General features: G+C 45.7%; 19 protein-coding genes and 1 pseudogene. 11 read left to right on the plus strand and 9 right to left on the minus strand.

What is annotated here, in order from left to right; translation table 11 throughout:
• Positions 1–75: 75 nt before the first annotated feature.
• The 3 genes from AB9H30_RS17490 (at position 76) to AB9H30_RS17500 (ending at position 4718) form a co-directional block, all read left to right on the plus strand.
• Positions 76–2142 (plus strand): hydantoinase/oxoprolinase family protein, encoded by a 2067-nt coding sequence (locus tag AB9H30_RS17490; RefSeq protein WP_371196021.1) that lies wholly within the window; start codon positions 76–78, stop codon positions 2140–2142.
• Positions 2143–2146: 4 nt separating this feature from the next.
• Positions 2147–4045, plus strand: coding sequence for a hydantoinase B/oxoprolinase family protein (locus tag AB9H30_RS17495; protein WP_371196022.1), 1899 nt, complete (start codon positions 2147–2149; stop codon positions 4043–4045).
• A gap of 79 nt (positions 4046–4124) precedes the next feature.
• Positions 4125–4718 (plus strand): isochorismatase family protein, encoded by a 594-nt coding sequence (locus tag AB9H30_RS17500; protein WP_371196023.1) that lies wholly within the window; start codon positions 4125–4127, stop codon positions 4716–4718.
• Here the strand turns inward: AB9H30_RS17500 and AB9H30_RS17505 are convergent, their stop codons facing one another.
• Complete coding sequence (locus tag AB9H30_RS17505) at positions 4719–5084, minus strand: YacL family protein (RefSeq protein WP_371196024.1); 366 nt, start codon at positions 5082–5084, stop codon at positions 4719–4721. It abuts the gene before it with no gap.
• Positions 5085–5092: 8 nt separating this feature from the next.
• Positions 5093–5605, minus strand: a complete 513-nt coding sequence (locus tag AB9H30_RS17510) for a M48 family metallopeptidase (RefSeq protein WP_371196025.1) — start codon at positions 5603–5605, stop codon at positions 5093–5095.
• A gap of 185 nt (positions 5606–5790) precedes the next feature.
• Between AB9H30_RS17510 and AB9H30_RS17515 the strand changes: the two genes are divergently transcribed.
• Positions 5791–6375: a hypothetical protein gene (locus tag AB9H30_RS17515; protein WP_371196026.1), complete on the plus strand. Its 585-nt coding sequence runs from the start codon at positions 5791–5793 to the stop codon at positions 6373–6375.
• Positions 6376–6470: 95 nt separating this feature from the next.
• Here the strand turns inward: AB9H30_RS17515 and AB9H30_RS17520 are convergent, their stop codons facing one another.
• From AB9H30_RS17520 to AB9H30_RS17530, 3 genes are read right to left on the minus strand one after another with little or no spacing between them, the layout of a single operon-like run.
• A complete protein-coding gene (locus tag AB9H30_RS17520; protein ID WP_371196027.1) occupies positions 6471–7043 on the minus strand; it encodes a LemA family protein in 573 nt (190 codons plus the stop codon).
• Positions 7040–8062: a hypothetical protein gene (locus tag AB9H30_RS17525; RefSeq protein ID WP_371196028.1), complete on the minus strand. Its 1023-nt coding sequence runs from the start codon at positions 8060–8062 to the stop codon at positions 7040–7042. Before AB9H30_RS17525 ends, AB9H30_RS17520 begins: the two co-directional genes overlap by 4 nt.
• A 19-nt stretch (positions 8063–8081) precedes the next feature.
• Complete coding sequence (locus AB9H30_RS17530; RefSeq protein ID WP_371196029.1) at positions 8082–9077, minus strand: S41 family peptidase; 996 nt, start codon at positions 9075–9077, stop codon at positions 8082–8084.
• Between the two features lie 311 nt (positions 9078–9388).
• Between AB9H30_RS17530 and AB9H30_RS17535 the strand changes: the two genes are divergently transcribed.
• Entirely contained in the window at positions 9389–10231 is an 843-nt protein-coding gene (locus tag AB9H30_RS17535; protein ID WP_371196030.1) for a transglutaminase domain-containing protein, read from the plus strand.
• A gap of 168 nt (positions 10232–10399) precedes the next feature.
• Positions 10400–11572 carry a PQQ-dependent sugar dehydrogenase gene (locus tag AB9H30_RS17540; protein ID WP_371196031.1) on the plus strand — a complete coding sequence of 391 codons (1173 nt, stop codon included), beginning with the start codon at positions 10400–10402 and terminating at the stop codon, positions 11570–11572.
• A gap of 82 nt (positions 11573–11654) precedes the next feature.
• Here AB9H30_RS17540 and AB9H30_RS17545 read toward each other — a convergent pair whose 3' ends face one another.
• Both AB9H30_RS17545 and AB9H30_RS17550 read right to left on the minus strand, forming a co-directional pair.
• Positions 11655–12302 (minus strand): DsbA family oxidoreductase, encoded by a 648-nt coding sequence (locus AB9H30_RS17545; RefSeq protein WP_371196032.1) that lies wholly within the window; start codon positions 12300–12302, stop codon positions 11655–11657.
• Between the two features lie 4 nt (positions 12303–12306).
• Entirely contained in the window at positions 12307–14763 is a 2457-nt protein-coding gene (locus AB9H30_RS17550; RefSeq protein ID WP_371196033.1) for a DUF305 domain-containing protein, read from the minus strand.
• 384 nt (positions 14764–15147) lie between these two features.
• Between AB9H30_RS17550 and AB9H30_RS17555 the strand changes: the two are divergent.
• From AB9H30_RS17555 to AB9H30_RS17570, 4 genes and pseudogenes are all read left to right on the plus strand, one after another.
• Positions 15148–16085, plus strand: a pseudogene (locus AB9H30_RS17555) (ectonucleotide pyrophosphatase/phosphodiesterase); the annotation flags it as partial.
• Positions 16086–16259: 174 nt separating this feature from the next.
• Positions 16260–16574 (plus strand): MliC family protein, encoded by a 315-nt coding sequence (locus AB9H30_RS17560; protein ID WP_371196040.1) that lies wholly within the window; start codon positions 16260–16262, stop codon positions 16572–16574.
• Between the two features lie 7 nt (positions 16575–16581).
• Positions 16582–17304, plus strand: a complete 723-nt coding sequence (locus AB9H30_RS17565; protein ID WP_371196034.1) for an SGNH/GDSL hydrolase family protein — start codon at positions 16582–16584, stop codon at positions 17302–17304.
• Positions 17305–17416: 112 nt separating this feature from the next.
• Entirely contained in the window at positions 17417–18250 is an 834-nt protein-coding gene (locus AB9H30_RS17570) for an AraC family transcriptional regulator (RefSeq protein WP_371196035.1), read from the plus strand.
• 39 nt (positions 18251–18289) lie between these two features.
• Here AB9H30_RS17570 and htpX read toward each other — a convergent pair whose 3' ends face one another.
• Positions 18290–19162, minus strand: a complete 873-nt coding sequence (gene htpX / locus AB9H30_RS17575; RefSeq protein WP_371196036.1) for a protease HtpX — start codon at positions 19160–19162, stop codon at positions 18290–18292.
• Between the two features lie 382 nt (positions 19163–19544).
• On the opposite strand from htpX, the gene ggt reads away from it, so the two are divergent.
• Complete coding sequence (gene ggt, locus AB9H30_RS17580; RefSeq protein ID WP_371196037.1) at positions 19545–21233, plus strand: gamma-glutamyltransferase; 1689 nt, start codon at positions 19545–19547, stop codon at positions 21231–21233.
• Here the strand turns inward: ggt and AB9H30_RS17585 are convergent.
• Positions 21230–23323, minus strand: a complete 2094-nt coding sequence (locus tag AB9H30_RS17585) for a Calx-beta domain-containing protein (RefSeq protein ID WP_371196038.1) — start codon at positions 23321–23323, stop codon at positions 21230–21232. The two genes, ggt and AB9H30_RS17585, sit on opposite strands and share 4 nt — an antisense overlap.
• Positions 23324–23641 lie beyond the last annotated feature (318 nt).

A 23641-nucleotide genomic window follows, 5' to 3' on the forward strand; every position in this document is an offset into this window, starting at 1 on the left:
CTATAACACTAGCCGATTAACAGCACGTTTTGCGGTTTATCGGTCATTGAAAAACATTATAAGTAGGAGTCAGATATGAGTTTTAGACTGGGAGTTGATGTAGGAGGGACGTTTACCGACCTTTTGCTGATCAATGAAGCATCAGGCGAGACATTTACCGCCAAAGTACCCTCCACCCCTCAAGATTCGTCGATTGGGGTGTTAAACGGTGTCGCCAGAATTTGCGAAGAATCAGGTATCGACCCTACTGATATCAAGCGCGTTATGCATGGCACCACAGTTGCCACTAACGCAGTACTGACCGGCAAAGGCGCTAAAGTAGGCTTGGTTACCACTAAAGGCTACAAACAAGTGTTACAAGTGGCGCGTTCATTCTGCCCGGGTGGTCTTGGTGGTTGGGTAAGCTTTGTCAAAAAGCCTCTACTTGCTCCTCTAGAGCTCACTATCGAAGCCGACGAACGAATGGATGCCAAAGGCAACAGCGTCAGCGAGTTAGATGTTGAAAGCCTTAAAGTTGATTTGCAAAAATTAAAAGACAAAGGCCAGGTTGAAGCACTAACTATTTGTTTTATAAATGCTTATTTAAATGGCGAGCACGAGCGCCAAGCAAGAGAAATTGCTCAGATCATCTTTGGCGACGTACCCGTATCGATATCAAGCGAAGTCGTACCAGAAATGCAGGAATACGAGCGCACGGAAACCACCGTAGTTAACTCCTACGTTCGCCCAGAGGTGTCGCGCTATGTAGACAACCTTAGCCGCTCTTTAAAAGAACGTTTAGGCAATGACGTGCACTTGTCTATTTTGCGCTCTGACGGCGGCTTGGCTTCGGCTAGAGCATCATCAGAAAGTCCTGTAAACCTGCTTATGTCAGGCCCTGCAGGCGGCGTATCGGGAGCCGTGCATTTTTGTACCCGTGCTGGTTACGACAACATTCTTACCTTTGATATGGGCGGTACCTCTACCGACGTAGCGCTTATTCAACATGCAAAACCACGTATTAAACGCGAAACCCGCGTTGCAGATATTACCGTGCGTGCTCCGTCAGTTGACGTGCGTACAGTGGGTGCCGGCGGTGGTTCGATTGCCTTTGTACCCGAGTTAACCAAAGCGCTGCGCGTAGGTCCAGAATCTGCTGGCGCGGTGCCAGGCCCTGCCGCTTACATGCAAGGTGGCACTGAGCCAACCGTATGCGATGCAAATGTTGTACTCGGTTACTTACCTGCCGACGTGCAGCTTGGCGGTAAGATGCAAATTGACAAAGCGGCTGCTGTTACGGCAGTAAAAAAGGTTGCCGATGCTATGGGCTTGAGCGTAGAAGCTGCTGCCGAAGGCATTATTAAAATTGCTAACGAAGCAATGTTTGGTGCCTTGAGACTTGTGTCTGTAGAACAAGGTTTTGACCCAAGAGATTTCGCACTTGTAGGTTTTGGCGGTGCGGGCCCGTTGCACGCTAACTCATTGGGTATTTTGACCGATGCATGGCCGACAATTATTCCACCAGGGCCTGGTGTTTTGTGTGCTTATGGTGATGCAACCACTGTCGTAAGAGACGAAGCATCGCGCACCTTTGTGAAGCTTTTAGCCAATACCGAAAAAGACGAACTCAACCAAGCTCTTAACGAGCTTCGCGGGCTTGCTCGTGAGACCCTCACTGCTGACGGCATCGATCAAGCCGATCAAAACATTACCTATCAGGCAGATGTCAGATACACCGGTCAAGCCTTCCAGCTTTCCATTGAGTTTACTCAAGAGGAGCTCGAAAAAGACGGTTTAGACGTGCTTAAACGTCAATTTGATGAAGAGCATACCCAGCTATTTACCTTTGCACTAGAAGATGGTCATGAAATCGTGATGATCCGCGCGATTGCGACGGCAAAATCAGGGCAGCTTCCAGAGCCTAAATTGACGCAAGAAAAACTGCCTCTCGATGACTGTAAAATCACCGACAGTAAAATTTATTACGAGGGTGAGTATCATGCAGCGGCTATTTACGACAGAAGTAAGCTATGTGTAGGCATCGAAGTCAACGGGCCGGCTATTGTGTGTGAGATGGATTCTACCAGCGTCATCTTGCCGGGCTACTGGGCTAAAGTTGATCAAGTGGGCAACCTATTAATTCATCCAGTAGGGAGAGGATAAGCATATGTCAAATAACATAAAAAGAACCATGCAAGAGAAAATCAAGCAAACTAATACTCACCCTATGCAGTTAGTAGATGTCGACACGGTAACGGTTGATATTATCGAAAATGCGCTTAAAAACGCGCGCGAAGAGATGGATGCAGTACTTTTCAGAACGGCGATGAGCCCGGGTATTCGAGAGCAGGGTGACTGCTTCCCAATGATTGCCAACAAAGACGGCAAAATGGTGGTGGGTCAGTTCGGCAGCTTTATCCACGGGTTTATGGATGCCTTTGAAGGCGAGCTTGAAGAGGGCGATATTGTACTGACTAACGACCCCTACATGACCAATGCAGCCGTGTCGCATCTACCCGATTGGATGGTGCTAATACCAATCTTTAAGGAAGGCCGACATATCGCATGGTCGGCGATGTTTGGACACATGTCTGACAACGGCGGCATGGTGCCTGGCTCTATTCCAATTAAAGCTGAAAGTATTTATCAAGAAGGCATCCGCATACCGCCCATTAAGTTATACAAAAAAGGCGTATTGCAATCAGACATGCTCGATTTGATCTTGCATAACGTGCGCACCCCGCAGTGGAACCGATTTGACCTAAACGCTCTAGTTGCGGCGTGCAACACGGCGGCCAAACGCTGTGTCGAAATTGCCGAACGTTTTGGTGACGACGTATTCTATTCGACTATGGAAACCATGCTTGATCGGAACAAGATTGCGATGAGTGCCATCATTAATATGCTGGTGCCTGAAGAGCCGCGTGCGTTCGAAGATTACGTGTGTGATGACGGCGTAGGCATGGGCCCGTATAAAATTCGCTGTAAAATGTGGCGCGAGGGCGACAAAGCTATTTTCGATTTTGAAGGCACCGATCCACAGGCGCAAAGCTCAATTAACTTTTACTTAAACGAAGACATGTTCAAAATGTTTTTTGGCTCTTTCACTATCAACTTAGTTGATCCACAAATTTTGTTCAACGACGGTTTTTACGACTTAGTCGATGTCAGAATCCCTCAGGGAAGCTTGCTTAAGCCGAACTTTCCAGCGGCACTGTCGGGGCGTACCCATGCCCTAGGGCGTATTTTTGACGTGATGGGTGGTTTGTTAGGTCAAGGGGCTCCAGAGGCGATGAACGCGGCGGGCTTCTCAGATTCTCCGCATTTGTTCTACTCTGGCTACGATGATAAAGGTGACTGGTTCCAGCTCTTCCAAATTGGCTTTGGTGGTGTGCCAGGACGCCCTGTTGGCGATGGGCCTGACGGTCACTCTTTATGGCCAGGCTTTACCAACGTGCCAAATGAGTTTGTAGAAGCGTACTTCCCGCTACGGGTTGAAAAATACGAAACCATTACTGATTCTGGCGGTGCCGGTCAGCATCGCGGCGGTAACGGTTTGCGCGTTGCCTATCGCTTTTTAGCCGATGGTCAAATTGCTATTCACGATGAGCGGTGGTTAACTTATCCATGGGGCGTTAATGGCGGTACTCCGGGCTTACGTTCGACAAAGTTGCTTGTACGTGCAGATGGTAGTGAAGAAGTATTACCCGCTAAATGCGACGGTATTGAAGTGCGCGAAGGCGATTTGCTGTACTTTAACACCTGGGGCGGCGGCGGCTGGGGTGACCCATTTGCACGCGACTATGCATTGGTACAAGACGATGTGAACCGCGGCTTAGTCTCAGTTGAGGGGGGATTGCGTTATGGCGTGGTCTTTACAGATGACGCAGGCAGCAGCATAGATGTAAGCGCCAGCGATGCATTGCGCGCCAAGCTACAGGCTGAGCGCGGCGCCCCTGGTTTGTTTGATTTCGGCGGAACTATCGAAGAAATTAAGCAGCGCTGCGAAGCAGAAACAGGCTTAAAGCCGCCAGCTACGCCCGTGTTTAAAAAAGCACGAGCTTAAAGGAAGCCATTACTATGCTGTTACCATGTCGTCGCTATGTCAGCGCTCTGCATTTTGCCCTTTATGAGCAAGCACTATAATGAGTAAAGACCTTCCGATAGGCGATATTGCGCTGGGCAAACGCCCAGCGCTGATCGTGGTAGATATGAGCGAGGGTTTTGCTCGCGCTCAAAGTCCGTTAGGAGGCGATTTTACCAATGTGATCGCAGCCAATAAGACCTTAGTGAATGTATTTAGACAAAAACAGCTGCCGATATTTTTTACGTCAGTGGTATATCACGAAGCAAAGCAAGCGAGTGTGTTCAGGCAGCGTCTGCCTGACTTGAATATTTTACAAGCCGGGTCAAAGTGGGTTGAGATTGCCCACGAGCTTGGACGCAAAAGCAATGAGCCCATCATTGAGAAGTTAGGCCCTAGTGGTTTTTTTGAAACAAGCTTGGCAAATGGTTTAAGGCAAGCGAATGCCGATAGCTTAGTGGTTACCGGTTTAACCACCAGTGGATGCGTGAGGGCAACCGTAGTGGACGGTTTGCAGCACAATTACCCAGTATTCGTGCCAATTGAGGCGTGCGGTGATCGTAACTTAGCAGCGCAACAAGCAAACTTCCATGATATGAATGCAAAATATGCGCAAGTCTTAAAACTAGAAACATTGCTAGCGTTACTCGCATAGTTAACTGCCCGCTATAAACTCATGCCAATCAATCAAGAGTTCTTTTAGGTCTTGTAAACCACAGCCAGTGGCAATTTGTTGGTCAAGTTCAGTACCCTCTGGTAATTCAGTGTCTTCATCCCAGAAACCTAAATGACTATGTAATTCGGCTTCGTCTTGGTCGAGTATAAGGGTGTAGTCATGCCCTTTTGCTTTATGGGTGCTCAGGCGTCCCGACTGCAATTGTTCAATAACATCGAGTAGGGTTGACACGGTGTCTGCGTTGCTACTGAGTTCGTTACTTAACCAATCACCAAAAGTAGCGGCTTCTGCTTCGCATTCTGCAAAGGCTTTGCCGCTGATATCACGATAAAATTTATAATCCACTTAGCACCTCATTGATGTAAAAAAACATTCCCATTTCTCTCAAATTCGGTGAGATAAACCCGTACCTCAAACTCTACTTGATGGTAATTAGGCATCATGTGTCGGCAAAGTTGATAAAACGCTTTGTTGTGCTGCTTTTCTTTTAAATGTGCGAGCTCATGCACAACGATCATATATAAGAAATCTTCTGGCGTTTGCTTAAATAAGCTGCTCACCCTGAGTTCATTTTTACTCTTTAGCTTGCTGCCCTGCACCCGTGATACATAGCTGTGCATACCTAAGGCATGATTAACAATATGAATTTTACTATCGTAGGCAACCTTACTTAAAGGCTGGGTCTTTTTCATGTATTGATTTTTGATATGCATAACGTAGTCACGTAACTCACTGTCATTAGCTACGCTGTGCACACTAGAATACTTGTTTTGTAGCCAAGCACCTAGCGAATTTGCCTCCATCATCGCCGTAATTTGCTGCTGCAACGCGTCAGAGTAATGACTTAAATATCTAAGCTGATTCATCTCATTATTTTATAACAACCATAATGGTAGGGACATTAGACACTACGGTAAATAGATGCAAGTGTTAATCAAAAGTCTATCATCGTGTTTTTAGACAAGCTTGAGGTCTTCAGCGGTTGTTTTTCAATGAATTATTATATTAATATGTAAAAACACTGAACGTCAGTAAATACGGGAAGATTTATATGGAAATAACTCAAAAGAAAAGGTCGGTAAATTTTACTTTTACCTTTGAAGAATCGCACATGAACTTTGCATATGCAGATAAAAAAGGCTCAGGTGACATTGATCTTAACTATGCAGACTTTCCAAAGAAATGCTCGATCAGCATAGAGCAAAATGAATGGTTAAGAAATGTTGGTTACCTATGGATGGCAATTGGTACGTTTCAGCTAGGCGCTGCAATTTACGCAGACGCTTCTCTTTCAGGTAAGGGGTTTTGGTTAATGATTGGCTTGATTTGTGTTGCATGGGCGCACTTCTCTAAGACTAAATATTCCGTTTTTTCCACCGACCATGGAACGGTTCATGTGATTCAAGATAAGCACCATGACACTATAATCAATGAGATTAATAAAAGGAAAAACCAGCAGTTGCTCGATTGGTACGGCGAGATAAATCTTGAAAACGGGATAGAAAACGAAATCAAAAAATTTACATGGTTAGAAGAGCAAAATGTACTAACAAAAGAGCAGGCCGATGTTAAAAGAGCGCAATTGGAATTGATGCAAGCAGAAGGGTCACAAAACAGCAACTCTAGCTTGAATTAGTCGTGTTTGCTCAAACTCTCAATTTTAAATGACCGAATTGAGTCTAAACCAATACATGTCGCTTCTTGCGCATCTTAGCTCGACTCTATTGTTGACTACAAATTCGGTTTGTAGTCAAATTTCTCACTTGACTGTGTATCTGAAAACACCAAAATCCGCGCTTGTTTATTTAGCATGCCGTTTACCATGTTATTTGGAAATACTTCGATTCCCTCATTAAAGGCTTCGACGTTTTGATTGAAGATGCGAATGGCGGCGCCGACGTTTTCTTCTTGTTCGCTTATTTCGCGCATTAAATTATTCATCAGGCCTGCGGTTTTAAGCTCAGGATAGGCTTCCATTGTGACGCTGATACCGCTTTGCACCTTGCCCATTAGGCTTTCTATTTCGCCTAAGCCCTGCGTATCAATTTTTCGTTCGCTCAGTTCGCCAAGTTTGCTGCGAAGCCGAGTAATATCGCTTAGGATGCCAGCTTCAAACTCTTTATGCTCCGATACGACTTTTTCTAGTTCAGGCAATACATTATTTTTCTGACGCTCTTGGCTAATGACTCCTGCCCAAGCCCTTTCGACTGCATTTTTACGAGATACAATGCCGTTATAGATTGACACAATGGCAATGACTACAATGACTAAAATCCCCATGATTATGATGCCTGAAGTGCTCATACTGTTTCCTTAAAATTACTGTCTGAATGTTTTAGTAACTGATGTACAAAACGTAAAGTTCGCTCTAGCAGCCGCAGCTTAGTGTGGCCTGCTAACTCGTCGTAAAATGCATCCGGGTTGGATAAATCATATCGTTGATTGCCCATGATCATATTACTATCGTTAAATGACAAACACATCAAGCCAGTGCCATCTATTTCGATATTCATCTTCGACAAAAACGCTGACATATCTAAAATCGCCACCACCACCGCTGGTTTCAGAAACTTTGTACCAGCAAGTTCATCTGAGGCTTTAACTTTAAAAATCTTATCAAATGCTATAGAGCCTGATGAAAGAGAGTGTTGATACTGTTGGCCTATCTTAAAACTAAATATCTGTAGGTTTTGATAAAATCCAAACGGAATAATGATGCCGTAGCGATCATATTTATCATACACGGTTTTGGTGCGCATGCGCTTGCCGCGCATGGTGACCACCGTGCGTTTGTCTACATAATGGAAATGATAGTACTCAAAGGTAAACTGATGTTCGTCGCCTTGATATTCGCCGGCGACAACTTCTTTGAAAGTGCGAGAATGGTTGCCGCGGTTTAGCTCACTGAAACGGATCCGCATTTCTTCGCTGTTAAACGGGGCTTTGAACTTAAGATTATTGTCGAGCATTGCGTCTTTTTGATAAGCGAGTTTGGCAACTTTGGAGATTTGATGCTTATTCTTAAGGACAAGGGAGACAATAAACGCGCAAAGCAAGAGACACCCAATGCCAAGAAAAAACAAGCCATTGCCTTGTGAATAGGCTGCTAAGAATGAAATTTGATTGTGACTACCGACGAAGATAAAAATCGCGATAGATAGACTTACCAATGCCGCTAAAAAATGCTTTGAGTGTTTGTAGACCAAAGGTTTTCTAAACGCTTTGATTTTGCCAACAGCGGCTAATATTTGTTCACTACTTGTAGCACTGTGGATATCGTGCTCAAGGGTTTCAACAAGCTGTCTAACTTGTTTGTTCGACATGTCAGCTCCGTCAGTACTCTTATTCTTGTAGCCAAGCAATTGCTTGCGCCATGGTATCGGATGAATTGCTTTGTTGATCGACTAACACTGGCCCGCCATATTTTACTTGGTCTCGGTCTGCCATGACTGCGGTTGTCAACACCAATGCGCTGCCGTCGCTAAGCGCGTAGGACGAATTTGCTGTAGATAATCCACAGCTATTATTACCAAAAAATCGAGTGTTAAACTGTTTTTTGAAGGCAATGAGGGTAGCCTCTCCTGAGCTGCCAACGCGTTTACTGCTAAGTACGGCTATTTTTGGAAGGGGGTTAATCAACGTATAGGGCTGATTGATCTCGACTACATTGTTTTCACCTAAATAGGAGGCTCGAGAATTATAGCCCCAAGCGACAATTTCTTCATTCGGATCAATGAAGTGTCCTTGTATCGTGCCTTCAAATAAGGGTCCCAACCCTGCGATCATCGGCCACATATTACCGCCTGTGTTTTCGCGTAAATCAACAATCCAAGCAGTGACTTGCGGACTGTCTTGCTCGGCAATTCGAGCTTGAATATTGCTCGCAAACAGATTGGCTTGGTCGCTATCGCCAGATGTAAAACCATCAACGCGAATATAGCCGATGCCCTCAACATTCGGTTGACTAAAGGAGACTTGTTCGTTGCACGTTAAAGTGCTCGGGTAGGTAATAATACTGCCTGAGGCGTCAGCTAAAAAAGAATGATTGGTATTGATCAACTGCAAGGCTCTAGTGATTGCAGGATATGTATCCCTAATCGATTTCGCATTCACTGCTAGTTGGTTGACCTCTGTCTCGAGACTGCTCCAATCTACCTCATTTCGGGTAAGGGCATTTTCACGCATAATAGTGAGCACTTGAGATAAATATGCACGCGCTTCACGCTCTTGCTCAACGGGGTCGATATCATTGCTACCGCCGCCGCCACCGCAAGCGAACAACATTACACTGCACAGTATGGCTGTAATGGCTCTGTTCGCGAAACCGTATATTTTCATTTGTTCTTCCTATTCGATTAAAAAGCGATGTTTATAGTTTTTATTTTCAGTGAGATTAACGCTTTGTGTTTTGGCTGAGTTGCTTCAAGTAGTTTTTAGGTCTTGGCTTGTCCATAAGTTCTTAGCATAACCTGTTATTGGCATTCGACCAATTTGCAAAAGCACTTTTCAACTAGTTTCGCTAAACATGCTATTATCTCCCATTGTATTAGCGCATTGTAGGCTAGGCAGACAATATCTAATGGCTAAGCCTTTTGCTGACACTTGGCCCTTTCTCCCTTTCGCAGTTAAGCAATTTTATGGAGAGCCATATGAATTTTAAGATTATTCATGAAACACAGTATTTATTTGATGATGAAGTGTTCTTAGAGCCTCATACCTTAAGATTTAGACCTAAACAAACGCCATATATTGATGTTACCAGTTTTTCTATGGAAATAGAGTCTTTACCGGAAGGCCATAGTGTAATTGAAGACGAAGAGCACAACGTTATTGATTTTTGCTGGTTTGATCAACTTACCAACAGTCTTAAAATTACAGTAGAAAGTACCTTACAAACCAAAGTCTATAACCCATTTAATTTTATCGTTCATCCGAGTTCTTTTAACACGGTTCCATTTATATATTCTGACCAACAATATCAAATGCTGTATGCGGCTCTGCAGAAATCCGCTTTATCACATGAAATCATCGATTATTCCGATGGCATATTGAAGGGGTCTAATTTCAGTACGATCGCATTTATCCGCAACTTAACCACGCAAATACACAAGGACTTTAAAGTTGAATACCGCGAAGTGGGCGCTCCGCTGACGGCGGATAATACTTTTCAGATAAAAAGGGGTTCTTGCCGCGACTTATCATGGATGCAAATAAATTTAATGCGCCATCATGGAATAGCTACGAGGTTTGTAAGTGGTTACTTTTATTTCGAAATGGATAAACCAATTTACGAGCTGCACGCTTGGGTAGAAGCGTTTATACCCGGAACAGGCTGGATAGGTTTTGACCCAAGTCATGGCATTTTGACGGGCAATACGCACTTCCCAGTAGCAGCTAGCGCCATCCCTGAAAATACTATGCCGGTGACAGGCGGTATAAGAGGCAGCGCGAGCTCCGAGATGATCACCCATTTGGTGATTGAAACGCTATAAGCTTTTACTATCAACATATAAACAAAGACTAGCTTGATAAAAGATGTTTGGATTCGCCTGATTGCCTTGGGACTTTTGCTGCGGCGCTATGCGCTAAGTTAATTGGGCTGTTTTGTGAAAATTTTCGTAATATTTATGCATAAAATAAAACTAAAACAGGACAACAGAATGAAGCTATTTTCTAAAATTGTATTGGGGAGTCTGGTCGCAGCAGCCTCGGCATTCTCTATTGTGCAAGACACCTCTGCACAAGAAAAAGTTACCATTAAGGGTACCGATGGCACAACTATATACGCCGATGTGCTCGAAACCTTCATGATGCCCTGGGCGATGGCGCTGTTGCCTGATGGTCACTCGCTTGTGACAGAAAAAACAGGCGATTTATGGGTATTAGATACGTTTGGCAAAAAGCGCTTCAAAGTCGCTGGTTTGCCAAACATTGATGCTCGTGGTCAGGGCGGTTTGGGCGATATCATTGTGCATCCTGACTATGCAGACAACGGCTTAGTGTTTTTATCGTACGTAGAGCGTGAGGCAAATAACGACCAGTTTAGTGGTGCAATTGTTGAGCGTGCCGTATTGACGGTAAGTGATGATGGCGCAAGTTTATCTGAGCGTCAAATCATCTGGCGTCAAGCGCCAAAAATGACCGGCAACGGCCACTACGCGCATCGCTTAGCAATATCCTCTGATGGCCATTTGTTTATTACCTCAGGCGACAGACAAAAATTTAATCCTGCGCAAAATATGGCCAGTAACTTAGGCAAGGTGGTTAGGATCAATATTGACGGCAGCGCGCCCCAAGATAATCCTTTTTATGGAAACGGTGCGGTGACCGATCAAATTTGGACTTTGGGGCATCGCAATCCCTTAGGCATGGACTTTGATGCCAAAGGTAACTTATGGGTGCACGAAATGGGTCCGAAGCATGGCGACGAACTCAATTTAATAGAGCGAGGCAGAAACTACGGATATCCGATCGTGTCGCAAGGTGTACATTATTCTGATGTTGATATACCGAATCATGAAACCAACCCTGTATTTATGGCCCCAGCGGCTTATTGGGTGCCTGCGATTAGCCCAGCAGGGTTTATTATTTATAAAGGCGATAAGTTTGCAGACTGGACGGGCGATGGCTTTATTGGTGGACTATCTTCAAAAGCCTTAGTGCGGGTGAGCTTTACAGAGCATGAACGGCGCCCAACACTTCGTGCAAGCGAGACTGCGCGCTATGAGTGGAACACCCGTGTGAGAGAAGTTGAGCAAAGCCCAACAGGTGATATTTTTATTCTAGAAGACGGTGCAAATGCGCGATTACTCAAACTTAGTTTTGAGCCATAGTTGCCAAATCAAATTGTCTTAGAAGTAAAAGAGATTAAAAAAGCCTCCAGTGGGAGGCTTTTTTCATCCACGTGTATGCAAACTAATGCTGTTCTGCACTAATTTGCCGAAGGGCATTTTCAAACACATCTGTAGGTTGCCCGCCGCTGATCAGATGCTTGTTATTCACAATCACCGCGGGCACGGAAGATATGCCGAGCTGTTGATAATGCTGCTGCTCTGCGCGCACGTCTTGGGCAAAGGCATCGCTATTGAGTATCTGTCTGGCCGCGTCAACGTCGAGTCCCAGTGCTCCAACAAGCTTCAGAAGCTGCTGGTGATCAGCAGGGTTGCCTGAGTCTTTAAAATATAAATCAAACAGAGCCAGTTTAAGCTCAGTTTGTTTATTGATCTGTTTTGCCCAGTGCAGCAGACGATGTGCATCAAAGGTATTGTAAATTCGCCCACCACCGCGGTTGCCAAATTCGTATCCTACGCTGGCACCGCGCTGTTTAATGGCCTCGCGGTTTTGTTCAATTTGGGCCTGTCCTATGCCGTATTTTTGGCCGAGATGTTCATTAATTTCTTGGCCTTCAGGTGGCATATTAGGGTTGAGCTCAAAAGGGTGCCAGGTGATATCTGCGGTGACTTCACCACTTAAGCGCCCGAGTGCTTCCTGCAAAGCTTGATAGCCAATGATGCACCAAGGGCAAGACACGTCAGAGACAATATCTAGTTGAAGATGGGTCATTTACTTACCTTAGCCGTTTAGCGATGGCTTGCATGGTGTCGCTTAACCCGTCGACGCGGCTTTTCGCATTTGCATCGTTGCTATCGGGCTTCAAAGATTTTGCTAGGCGGTTGAGTGCGCGTGAAAAGCTGCGATCGGTTTCGCTACTATCGAGCATGGTTTGCGCACGTGTCATCATTTCTATTACTTCAATATGCAGCTCTTTGGCTAAGCCGCCATCTCTGGCAAACTGGTCTAAATACGCCAATGCAACCACCGGCTCTGCGGGCCAAGTTACCGCTTTTTGCTGCTGCGGATTAAAGGTGTTGCCCATATCCGCAAGCTTAGCGGCGGCCAATTCGTTCTCCGTTAAAAACTCACTAGGCTCAAGCGCCAATACATCCAAGCCGCGAATAATTTCAGTGCCGTAAATCTTGCCGTTGTACCAGTACGTTGACCAATAACCACCAACAATTCTGCGCTCCTCGTGGATTGGGCCACGGTCGAAGAAGGCAATTTCTTGCGGCACATCAGTATAGGTAAAGTCAATTACCGAAAGGCCGCCCTGGTACCATGCTTGCACAAAAATATCGCGTCCGGGCACGGGCACAATAGAGCCATTATGGGCTACGCAGTTTTCTTCCTCGGTTTGCGGGGCATCTATTTTGAAGTAGCTTTCAAAGTTAAGCTTGCCGTTGTCAATGGAGTAAAATGCGTTGGCTCCCCAGTTCATCGGATCTGACGCTCTGCAGCGCGGTTGCGTACCGCCGCCCCATTCATCAGTAAACAGTACCTTGGTGCCATCATTGTTGAAGGTGGCAGAGTGCCAATAGGCAAAACCAGGATCTGACACCTCGTCAATGCGCTTAGGTTTAAGTGGGTTTGATATATCTAGCAATATTCCGTTTCCAGAACAAGCACCAGCGGCCAGTTTCAACTCGGGAAACACGGTAATATCGTGACATTCATCTGTACGGCGCGTACTTTGAGTACCGTCACCATGATCGCCGCCCTGCCAGAGACCGGCTACACGGCCATCATCATCGGCAAACACTGCAGGACTTGAGGTGATGCGTGCGTTTTCTGGGTTTTTCACGGGTATTTCAATCACGTCAATACGAAATAGCGCGGTGCGTTCATCGCCGGGTACTTCACCAATACAGCCTGCTAGCTCGGCATCGTCGCGCACACCGGCTGTGCCTGAGTTATACACCACTATGCGTTTGTCATCAGCTGATACGATTGAGTGGGTGTGCGAGCCTCGACAGGTTTGTACTAAGCCAACTTGCTTGGGCGCGGTAAGGTCTGAAATATCAAAGATACGCAGGCCTCTGAAGCGCTCATCACTGATATCTTCGTTAATACCTTGTAGTCCGCAATCGATGCGACCGCGCGTTTGTTCAACCGACATGATCAGTAAGTCACCCACAATGGAGACATCGCCCTGACCACCCGGGCATACGATAGAGCTGCTAAGATTAGGTAGGCCTTCGCTATCTAATTTATAAACGTTAAAGCCATGGTAGTTACCGGCGACCAGTATGTCTTTTGAAAATGCCATATCGGTATTCCAAAAGCTCAATAGCGGCCAGCGCTCTCCCCATTCAGTTTTAACATCGCCTTCTTCGCCGCGCTCGGCTTCATCGTCGGAAGATTCTTCTTCCGACTCATCTTCTGATTCATCTTGAGGTTTAATGGGCGGTAAGTTGGACGGGTTTTCAGGATCGAAGAAACCGTTTGGACGCGGCAGTGAAGATAAAAGCCTTAAGTTTAGTGAGGCCTCACCGGCATCACGTAAGCCTGCACTTAGGCCTACTCTTGGATCAGCGGACAAACCAGCCAATAGCTTGTTCATGCGAGTGATTTCGGTATTTTGATCGTTAACGATATCGTTTACAAAGTCATAAAGTACTGGATCGTACGCAGAGCCGGATTGCTTTAACAAATCCTTGACCATGCGCACCGCACCTTCATGATGTGGGATCATCAAATTTAAAAACAAACGGTCAAAATCGGTGCCGCTTGCTTCGGCTAAAGCGTTCATCTCGGCAGCGCCCGCCATGCCCATCATGCTATGGTCCATATGCATCGAGTGGTCGATATGGACAAGCTGGTCACGGGCTTCTAGCCACTCGCTCATAAAGGCAATTTCGTCGGCCTGGGATTTACGAATACGCCCAGCAATATCAATGATTTCTTCGTTATTGGTGCGTTCTTCTACCAATATCGCCATGTCGACGGCTTGACCATGATGGGGGATCATGTTTTGCATAAACATCACGTCGTCGCGAGTAAAGGTGGTGTTTGCGATTTTGATTGCGTCGTCTGCGCTTAGTATGCGAGTAGCTTGCCCGGGGGCGCCGGGCTGAACAATCGGTACGTCTTGGGCCATCGTAGCGCTTGAGAAGGTGGCATAGGTGGCTACGCTAAATAGCGTAACTAAGGTAAGACTTTGACAACGGTCCAATACAGTTGGCTTCATTATTTGCAGAACTCCTGTTGAGCTTTTTATCGTTTTTTATTAAGAGTATTGGGAATTGATGAGCGTGTAAAGTGTTAGTCAACAAGCTTATTCCGTTAAGCTGTAATGCGACCATTAAACAAGGCATTTTGTTTGATTTGAGCGTAATTGCTTGCATTTAGCGCTATACAAAGACAGTCGTTGCACTCAATTTGACGATGAGCAAAGACGGTTGTATGGGCAGGTTTTATGGTTTAGTTTTACTTACCAGAAAGTTACATGATTATCTCACTAAAAGGACCGTTACAATTGAAAGTAACTAATTTGCGAATGACTGCGGCAATATTGGCCATTCTATTGAGCGCATGCACGTCAATAGGGCCTCCCGCTGCCAATACTGATCCTATGATTGCCGCGCCGACCGACGCACCGCCTTTGTTACTCATATCCCTCGACGGTGTTCGCCATGACTATTTAGAAAAAACAGATTTACCGGCGCTCTCACGATTGGTCGATGGCGGTTTGCGTGCCGATTCGCTGCAGCAAATTTTCCCTACTAAAACCTTTACAACACACTATTCGATGGCCACGGGTTTGTATGCAGACAGCACCGGTGTGGTAGCTAACAACATGTGGGATCCTGATCGCCAAACTAACTTCACTTTGGCGGATCGTGATGCCGTAGGCGATGGTTATTGGTATGGCGGTGAACCCATCTGGAACACTATGGAGCAAGCGGGTAATAAAGCTGCAACCTATTTTTGGCCTGGCTCTGAAGCCGAAATTGGCGGCATTCGCCCCAGCATATGGATGCCATTTGATGGCGATACTCCGCACGATACACGTATAGAGCAAGTGCTGGCTTGGCTTGACCAACCTGGTGATGAACGCCCTGATTTTTTAACATTGTATTTTTCAGTGATCGATAGCGCCGGTCACGACTATGGGCCAGATCATCCTGAGGTGATTGCTGCTTTACAGGAAGTTGATCGCGCTTTGGGCAATCTGATAGCAGGGCTTGAGCAGCGCGGGCTTTTTAATGAGATGCATATTTTGGTGACATCTGACCATGGCATGGAGGATATTAATGCTGAGCAATATATTCTGCTTGATGAGCTCATCGATTTAGACCAAATCATGGTGTCAGATTGGGGGCCAGCCGCGCAAATATGGGCCAAGCAAGACGGCATGACGGTAGATGACATTTTTACTGCCTTAAACACCGCTCACCCAAACATGCAGGTTTGGAAAAGGCCGATGTTCCGCCTCGTTACCATTTTAGTCAGCACAAACGCATACCGGATATTGTGGCTGAAGCTGACCTTGGCTGGATGATTTCAAGTACGCCTTTTTATGAGCGACGCGTTGAGCGCGGCCAACCTAAGGGCATGCATGGATGGGATCCAGCTTGGCATAGCATGCACGGCATTTTTATCGCACACGGACCAGCCTTTGCTGCGGGCAGTAATATTCCTGCGGTGCGCGGTATCGATTTATATTCTTTAATGGCCGCACTCATGAAAGTAAAACCGGCGAATAACGACGGCAGTTTGCAAGCATTCGCGCCTATTCTATACAAGCCAGAGCCTGCAAAGATAACTAGCAGCAATTGGCGTTGCGACAGCGAAAGTTTAGTCTTGCGCGAGGGCGCAGGGTCTGCAAGTTTGGCCTTTTCAGGGCGGGTATTTTCACTGCCTAAGCAAGAGAGTGCATCAGGCCAGCGATACGAAGATACCGACATGATGTTTTGGTCGAAGGGCAATGAAGCGCAAGTGATGATTGATGGGCAAAGCCTGAGTAACTGTCAACTTTCGACGCCATTAGCAGACTGATACTAGCGTGTTGTATAAGTTAGTTGCTCTGCTTACCTTTCCGGTCTTACTGATCCAAGGTAAACGGGTTAAACAAAATGCCCTTAAGTTACCAGAGGCGGCAGGACCTCGGCAGGGTAATGCAAATAATAAGGCATTACCTACTGTCAACATTCTGATCATTGGCGATTCGTCTGCGGCCGGTGTCGGTGTTGACCATCAAGATGATGCCATAGCAGGCCAATTAGCCAATGTCCTTAAGGGTGACATAAACGTTTCGTGGCAGCTGATTGCAAAAACTGGCGCGCAAACTAAAGACATGGTCGCCATGTTAAGCGCGGCAACCATCTCAAGCCCAATCGATATTGTAATAACAAGCTTAGGTGTGAATGACGTCACATCCCTGCAGCGCAGCAGTAAGTGGTTGGTCGCGCAAGACAAGCTGCATGAATATTGCCTCTCTACACTCAATGCCAAACATATTATCGTCAGCGGCATGCCGCCTTTACACAGATTCCCGCTGTTGCCACAGCCCTTGCGCTGGATAATCGGTAGTCGAGCAAAACAGCTCGATAAGCAGCAGCTAAAGAAAATTAAAAAACAACCCAATGTGAGCCATCAAGCTCTGCCTTTTGACCTAGGTGCTAACGCGATGGCAATCGATGGTTTTCATCCGGGCGCAGTCGCTTACCAAGTCTGGGCTGCCAGTTTGCGTGAGCCTGTATTGCAACTAAACAGCCATCAGCCTTAGTTTTTCTCGCTGGCATAGAGTCGCTAAGCAAGGATATATATGATGCGGGTTTGCTAATACCAAATGGATGAAGTAGTCTTTAAAATAATACAATTCGTCCAAAAGGAAGGCTGTGGACCGTTTATCGCAAATGTTAAAGCGCTTTAATATGTATGCCGATGTGTTTTTTTCGGGTCAGCTATGCGAGATCACTGAGTTTGAAGAGCCGCAAGGTAGGCGAGGGCATATTCATATTCTGAAATCTGGATCGCTCCTGTTGATTCATCATGACGGCAAAAAGCAAAACGTGGGTCAACCTAGCGTGCTGTTTTTTCCTACCGGTAAAAAGCATAGGATTATGCCCGATCCGGTAAAAGGCGCTGACGTAGTGTGCGCGACTATCAACTATGAGGATGTTGCGTCTAATCCCATCACCAATGCCTTGCCACCGTTTTTAAAATTTCAATTAAGCCGGTTTCCTGAGCTAAAAAAATCTGCAAAGTGGCTGTTCAAAGAGGCATTTGACAGCAAGTGCGGGCGCATGCCGATGATTGACCGTATGTGCGATATCTTGATCATCCAAGTGCTCAGAGAAATCCTCGACAGTAATCAAGTCTCCCACGGCATGCTAGCGGGCTTAGCCCATCCGCAGCTAGCAAACGTGATCACGCAAATCCATGCACTGCCAGAATATCCATGGAGTCTTGAGGCGATGGCTGAGCTAGCGTTTATGTCGCGTTCTAAGTTTGCCGATTTGTTTCGTGACGTAGTGGGGGAAACACCGGGTGAATATCTTACCGACTGGCGCATGAGCGTGGCGCAAAATGCATTATTGCAGGGCGATACAGTGAGTGTAGTAGCAGAAAAGGTTGGCTATGAAAATGGCTCTGCGCTGGCGCGAGCCTTTCGCAAAAAAGTGGGCGTATCGCCCAAAGTATGGCAGCAGCAAAACACAAAAAAGCACTAACAAACGAGACGCATATTAGTGCTTAGTTGAATTACTCAGTTAGCGCATATTTTTTAAAGCTTGGATCCGGTCTTCAAGAGGCGGGTGGCTGGCAAATAACTTCTGAACATTGCCTGCGTTTATGGCGAAAGCAGCCATTTCATCTGGCATTTTAGGTGCATCCTGACCTTCTTTGAGTCTTTCTAAGGCCGCTATCATGTTTTGTCTACCCGCTAGTTTGGCTCCGCCAATGTCGGCTCTAAATTCGCGCTTGCGAGAGAACCACATCACAATTGCCATTGCTAAGAAACCTAATACAATTTGGGCAACAAACGAGACAATCCAAAAAGCGGGCCCGTGGCCACGCTCTACTTTAAATACAACTCGGTCAACCACGTGCCCTATAACCCGCGATAAAAACACCACAAAGGCGTTTACCACACCTTGAATCAGCGTCATGGTGACCATATCGCCATTGGCCACATGGCTAACTTCATGTGCCAATACTGCTTCTACTTCATTTTTATTCATTGATTGCATTAAGCCGGTGCTGACGGCTACCAAAGCGTTGTTTTTATTCCAGCCGGTGGCAAATGCATTGGGGGAGGGGTGATCAAAAATACCTACCTCCGGCATGCCGATATTGGCGCGTTCAGCCTGCAACTTGACAGTTTGCACCAGCCAGCGCTCGGTATCGTTTGTTGGGCTTGTAATTACGTGCACCCCCATGCTGCGCTTTGCCATCCACTTAGAAATAAACAAAGAGATAAACGAGCCAGCAAAACCTATAACGACTGAATACAGCAACAATGCTTGAAGATTCAAATCAATGCCATTTTCAGCAAGTAAACCCTCCATACCAAAAATGCTGAAGGTTAAGCTCAATAGCGCCAAAATGGCGATGTTGGTGCCTAAAAATAGTAAAATTCTCATGGTATATCAGTTTCCAAAAAAGCGTCTGTTAATTGCTTACCAATATGATGCTGAACGCTTAAAAAAACAATCTTTGCTTAGAAATAAATATTTGGATATGACTAGATTAACTTATTGCGTTCAGCGTCGTTTTATCTTCAGGGTAATTTTGTGCGAAAGGCATAAGGCGTGTGGTGTGCCGAAGAAACTGCGTACTAAGAGCTTAAGCAAAATATGTTTTTAGGAAACTACAATGTAAATGTCACTTTTTTGTTAAACATGCCTTGATTGTTTATCTTTCCAAGATAGCTTAATCTGATTAGCGCTATAATCAATGCTCTGTTCACAGGTTTGATGAGGCGCCTAACATTTTTTACTCTACTGCCCCACTATCGGTGAATATATGAAACTAATCATAAAACCTTGTTCCATTGCCTTACTAGTTCTGTGTATTGTATTTAATACACATGTACTTTCTCAAAGCCAAGCGCAAACCACCGCAGCGCATGCTGCTGTGGCTATTCCCGACAAATATGGTGCACAAGTCGCTGAAGAAATACTCCTAGCAGGGGGCAACGCAGTTGATGCTGCCATTGCAGTAGGCTTTTCGCTGGCAGTGACTTATCTCGATGCAGGAAACATCGGTGGTGGCGGTTTCATGCTGATTTACATGGACGGTAAACCCTTCTTTTTAGATTATCGCGAAGTCGCGCCGCTTGCCGCGCATCGCGATATGTTTTTAGATGACGAGCGCGCAGTTATTCAAAATCTGAGTCTAATTGGCCCCTTGGCTGCTGGCGTGCCGGGGACGGTTGCGGGCATGTGGGAAGCGCATCAAAAATTTGGAAGCTTACCTTGGAATATATTGCTCGCTCCGGCTATTAAATTAGCAAAAGAAGGCTTTGTTCCGCATAGTAACCTGTTGAAAGATGTTCAAGAAAATTATGCGCGGTTTGACGGCCTAACGAACTTCGGTAAATATTTTGCACAAATTGAAGAGGGAAAGCCGTTTAAACAGCCTGAACTAGCCGCAACGCTCACGCGCATTGCAAATGAGGGGCAGGACGACTTCTACACAGGGCAAACCGCGGCATTCATTGTCAAACACATGCAAAAGACAGGTGGCATGATTAGCGCCGAAGACTTACAAGCTTACAAAGCCATTTGGCGAGAGCCATTAAGCTCGCAATGGCGAGACTATCAAATTCTATCAGCCCCACCGCCAAGCTCTGGTGGCTTCGGTGTCATTCAATTGCTCAAAATGAAAGACTATTTAGCCAAAGAGTTTATTGGGCATGGGCATAACTCTGCGCAATATGTGCACCTGGTAGCGGAAATGTCGAAGCGTGTTTTTGCTGATCGAGCTGAGTACCTTGGGGATCCGGGTTTTGTGGACATTGACATCAGTAAATTGCTTAGCGATGAATATATCAAGCAGCGTGCGATGGAGGTCGATGCTGTTAACATTTCTGAGTTAAAAGCAGTCAAGCCTGGTTTATCATCACCTAATACCACGCATTATTCGATTGTTGACAAACACGGCAATGCCGTATCAAACACTTACACCTTAAATTGGAGCTATGGCTCTGGGGTGGTGGTCGAGGGGGCGGGGTTTTTGCTTAACAATGAAATGGATGATTTTAGTGTCAAACCGGGTGTGCCGAATGTGTTTGGCGTAGTAGGCAATACCGCCAATGAGATTCAGCCGGGTAAGCGAATGCTGTCTTCGATGTCACCTACTATTTTATTAAAAGATAACCAAGCTATATTGACCGTTGGAACGCCCGGTGGCTCAACGATTTTTACCTCGGTATTTCAGACGATTGTCAATATTATCGACTTCGGTATGTCGCCTAAGGACGCTGCTAGCGCAGGCCGCTTTCACCATCAATTGCTACCCCCCGACTTAGTTACGTACAGTCCATCTATACCATTGTCCGACACTACTAAATCGCAGTTAAATGCGCGTGGTTATCGCATCGAAGCACACGAATGGGAGTTTGGTGATATTCAGCTCATATGGCGTGAGGGCGACATTTTAATGCCCGCGTCGGATGCTCGCGACAGGGGCGTGTCTAAAGTTATCGATTAAAGCTTTGGGGTTTTAATTTTGCGCATCGAAACTTTCCACGCGTAAATTAATAGCAAAAGTAAACCGAGAAAAGGTGACGCTGCTCCTCCTGAGCTGCTTGCAGATGATGGAGGACTTGGATTGCCACCTGAGTTACTTGGCGGTGCAACGTTCACAATCGTGATCGTTATATCCGGATCACCTGAGATGGCAACATCAGTTGACGATAGGGTTAGGATAACCGTCTCGCTTGCTTCGCTTAGACTGTCAGATAATGCACTAAAGCTAATTTGTGCGCTTTGCTGCGAATCAGAAATGCTAATTTGGGAGCTAACGTTATAGTCGCTTTGACTTGCCGTTCCGCTGCTAGAAGTCAAAGTTGCCGATAGTTGTCCATCAGTTCCCAGCTCCCTTATTACGCTTATGTTGACAGACTCGCCCTCATTAACCGTATATGAATTCGTTGGTAACGCTAGCCGACCAATAACCACGTCGTCTATAGTAATGTCGGTTTGCGCAATGATTCCAGTATTGACATTGATTAGCCGGATGCTGAGTACTTCATCGCCTTCAACGAGATCGTCACTTTCGATATTTACCGAAAGCGATTTCTGAGTTTCATTTTCCGCAAAAACCAGTGATTCAGAAAAAGACACATCATTTGCACCAGCGGAACTTGTGTCGGCAATTTCAAACCCAACAGTAACTTGAGAATCAGCGCCATTAGTACGATTAATAATTACGTTAATAAGCTCGCCTTCACGGGTGACAATGTTAGCCGCATCAAATGAGAATTCGCCAATTCTAGGGGTCGTTTCTGCAACAATCGAGGCTGTCGCGTTGTTCGCCTGCTGATCAATATTCACCCCGTGCTGGTAGTCTAACTTCAAGCGAAAAGTTTGTGCTTGATTGATGATTTGATCAGCCGGTAATTGAAATGAAAAAGTCGAAGTCGGTTGGCCCGAGTATTCAATGGTTAATAGTGGAAGGTCTGCAAAACTCGATGCGCTGCTTTGTAAGTAGTCATCCATAATAACGGTCACCGAGGCGATATCGTCAGGGTTTAAGCCTTGCCAAAATACTTCACCCTGTATTGATGTGCCTTGAACAAACTCATCACTCAGTAGAGACAATGACACTTGTCCTTTTGTTTCTGGGGCTAGGTTTCCAGAGACATTGGGAATAAAAAAGCCCGTCTCATGCCAGTCGTTATCGATGCCATTTTGTAAGTAAGCAACAGCGTGATTCACGCCTATTTCACCGCACTCTTTTCCAGTGACTGCATGTGTGTGATTTGGGTCTGAAAAGAAAAGGTCGTCATAGTCGATAAACGCACCATGCATCAGAGAATAATTGCCATCGCATGTTGCAGCATAGTTAGTCTGCGTCGCGTTTGCGTCACCGGGTCCTCGGTGGTGGAAAAGCCCGTCACTGTGTCCGAGTTCGTGCGCGAGTAGTAGTGGGTTATGTTGCAAATTTTCATATGGCGTGATCACAGTGTATGGAGTGGCTCTATTTGCTAGGCCAGCCCATCCATAATATCCAGAACTGCCATTTGGTCTTTTATAGTGTCTTTGTATAACGCTGGCATATGATGCACTTAATCTATCCAGAACGGCGCTCTGCAATTGATTGGCAAAACTGCCAGAGAATGTAGAAGGGTCTCGACCATTGCTTCCTGCGGCCCAGATCATGGCATAATTGACAATATCGCTTCGGTCTCGTTCGTATAGAAGAGCGTCGTTGTACTCCTCTGAAACGGGTAAAATCGCTGCGACTTGTCGTCTTAAACCTAAACCAGAATTAACCATGACCTGATTACTAACCTCAATATTATCATCGATAAAATTGGCCAGTAAGGTGACGTCGTTTCCAAAATAATCTAATAGGTCTGGCGTATAGTACAGAACAACCCCAGTATGAATTAATTCAGCAGGTTCTGGATAAATAAATAAGCTGACGCGATCAGCATTTGTGTTCGCTTTTGAGAATAAGTTTTTTTGCAGCGATTGAGGCTTAACCTGAATTAAAGATTCGGCATTTGCGTGAGGTTGTGAAAGGAGTATCGTCCAAATCATCAGGTTCAGAAAAAAAGCCATGCGAACTTTCATGTGATATCTCCAGTAAACCTTATGTTAATCGTATTGCCTGTTTATTAATATCTGCCTTATTTACACTATCTTTAGCTTAACATGATGTCGCAGTCTTAAAAAGCGAGCCACTTTACGCAGCATGAACGCTGTAATCTCAATCAAAATCATAGTGTCTAGGTATTCTGAATTCGGTGTACCAAGATTTTGAGTGCTTACATACCAGCGCAAAACTTAGCATACCAATACAAAACTTTGCCACTGACCCTGAAGGATCCCCACGAATATTTAATCATGATAATTACCGACAATAGTTATTCTGAGTTGCAATACTGCCGC

This window comes from Glaciecola sp. SC05 (genome assembly GCF_041380235.1).
In the GTDB taxonomy this organism is placed as follows: domain Bacteria; phylum Pseudomonadota; class Gammaproteobacteria; order Enterobacterales; family Alteromonadaceae; genus Glaciecola.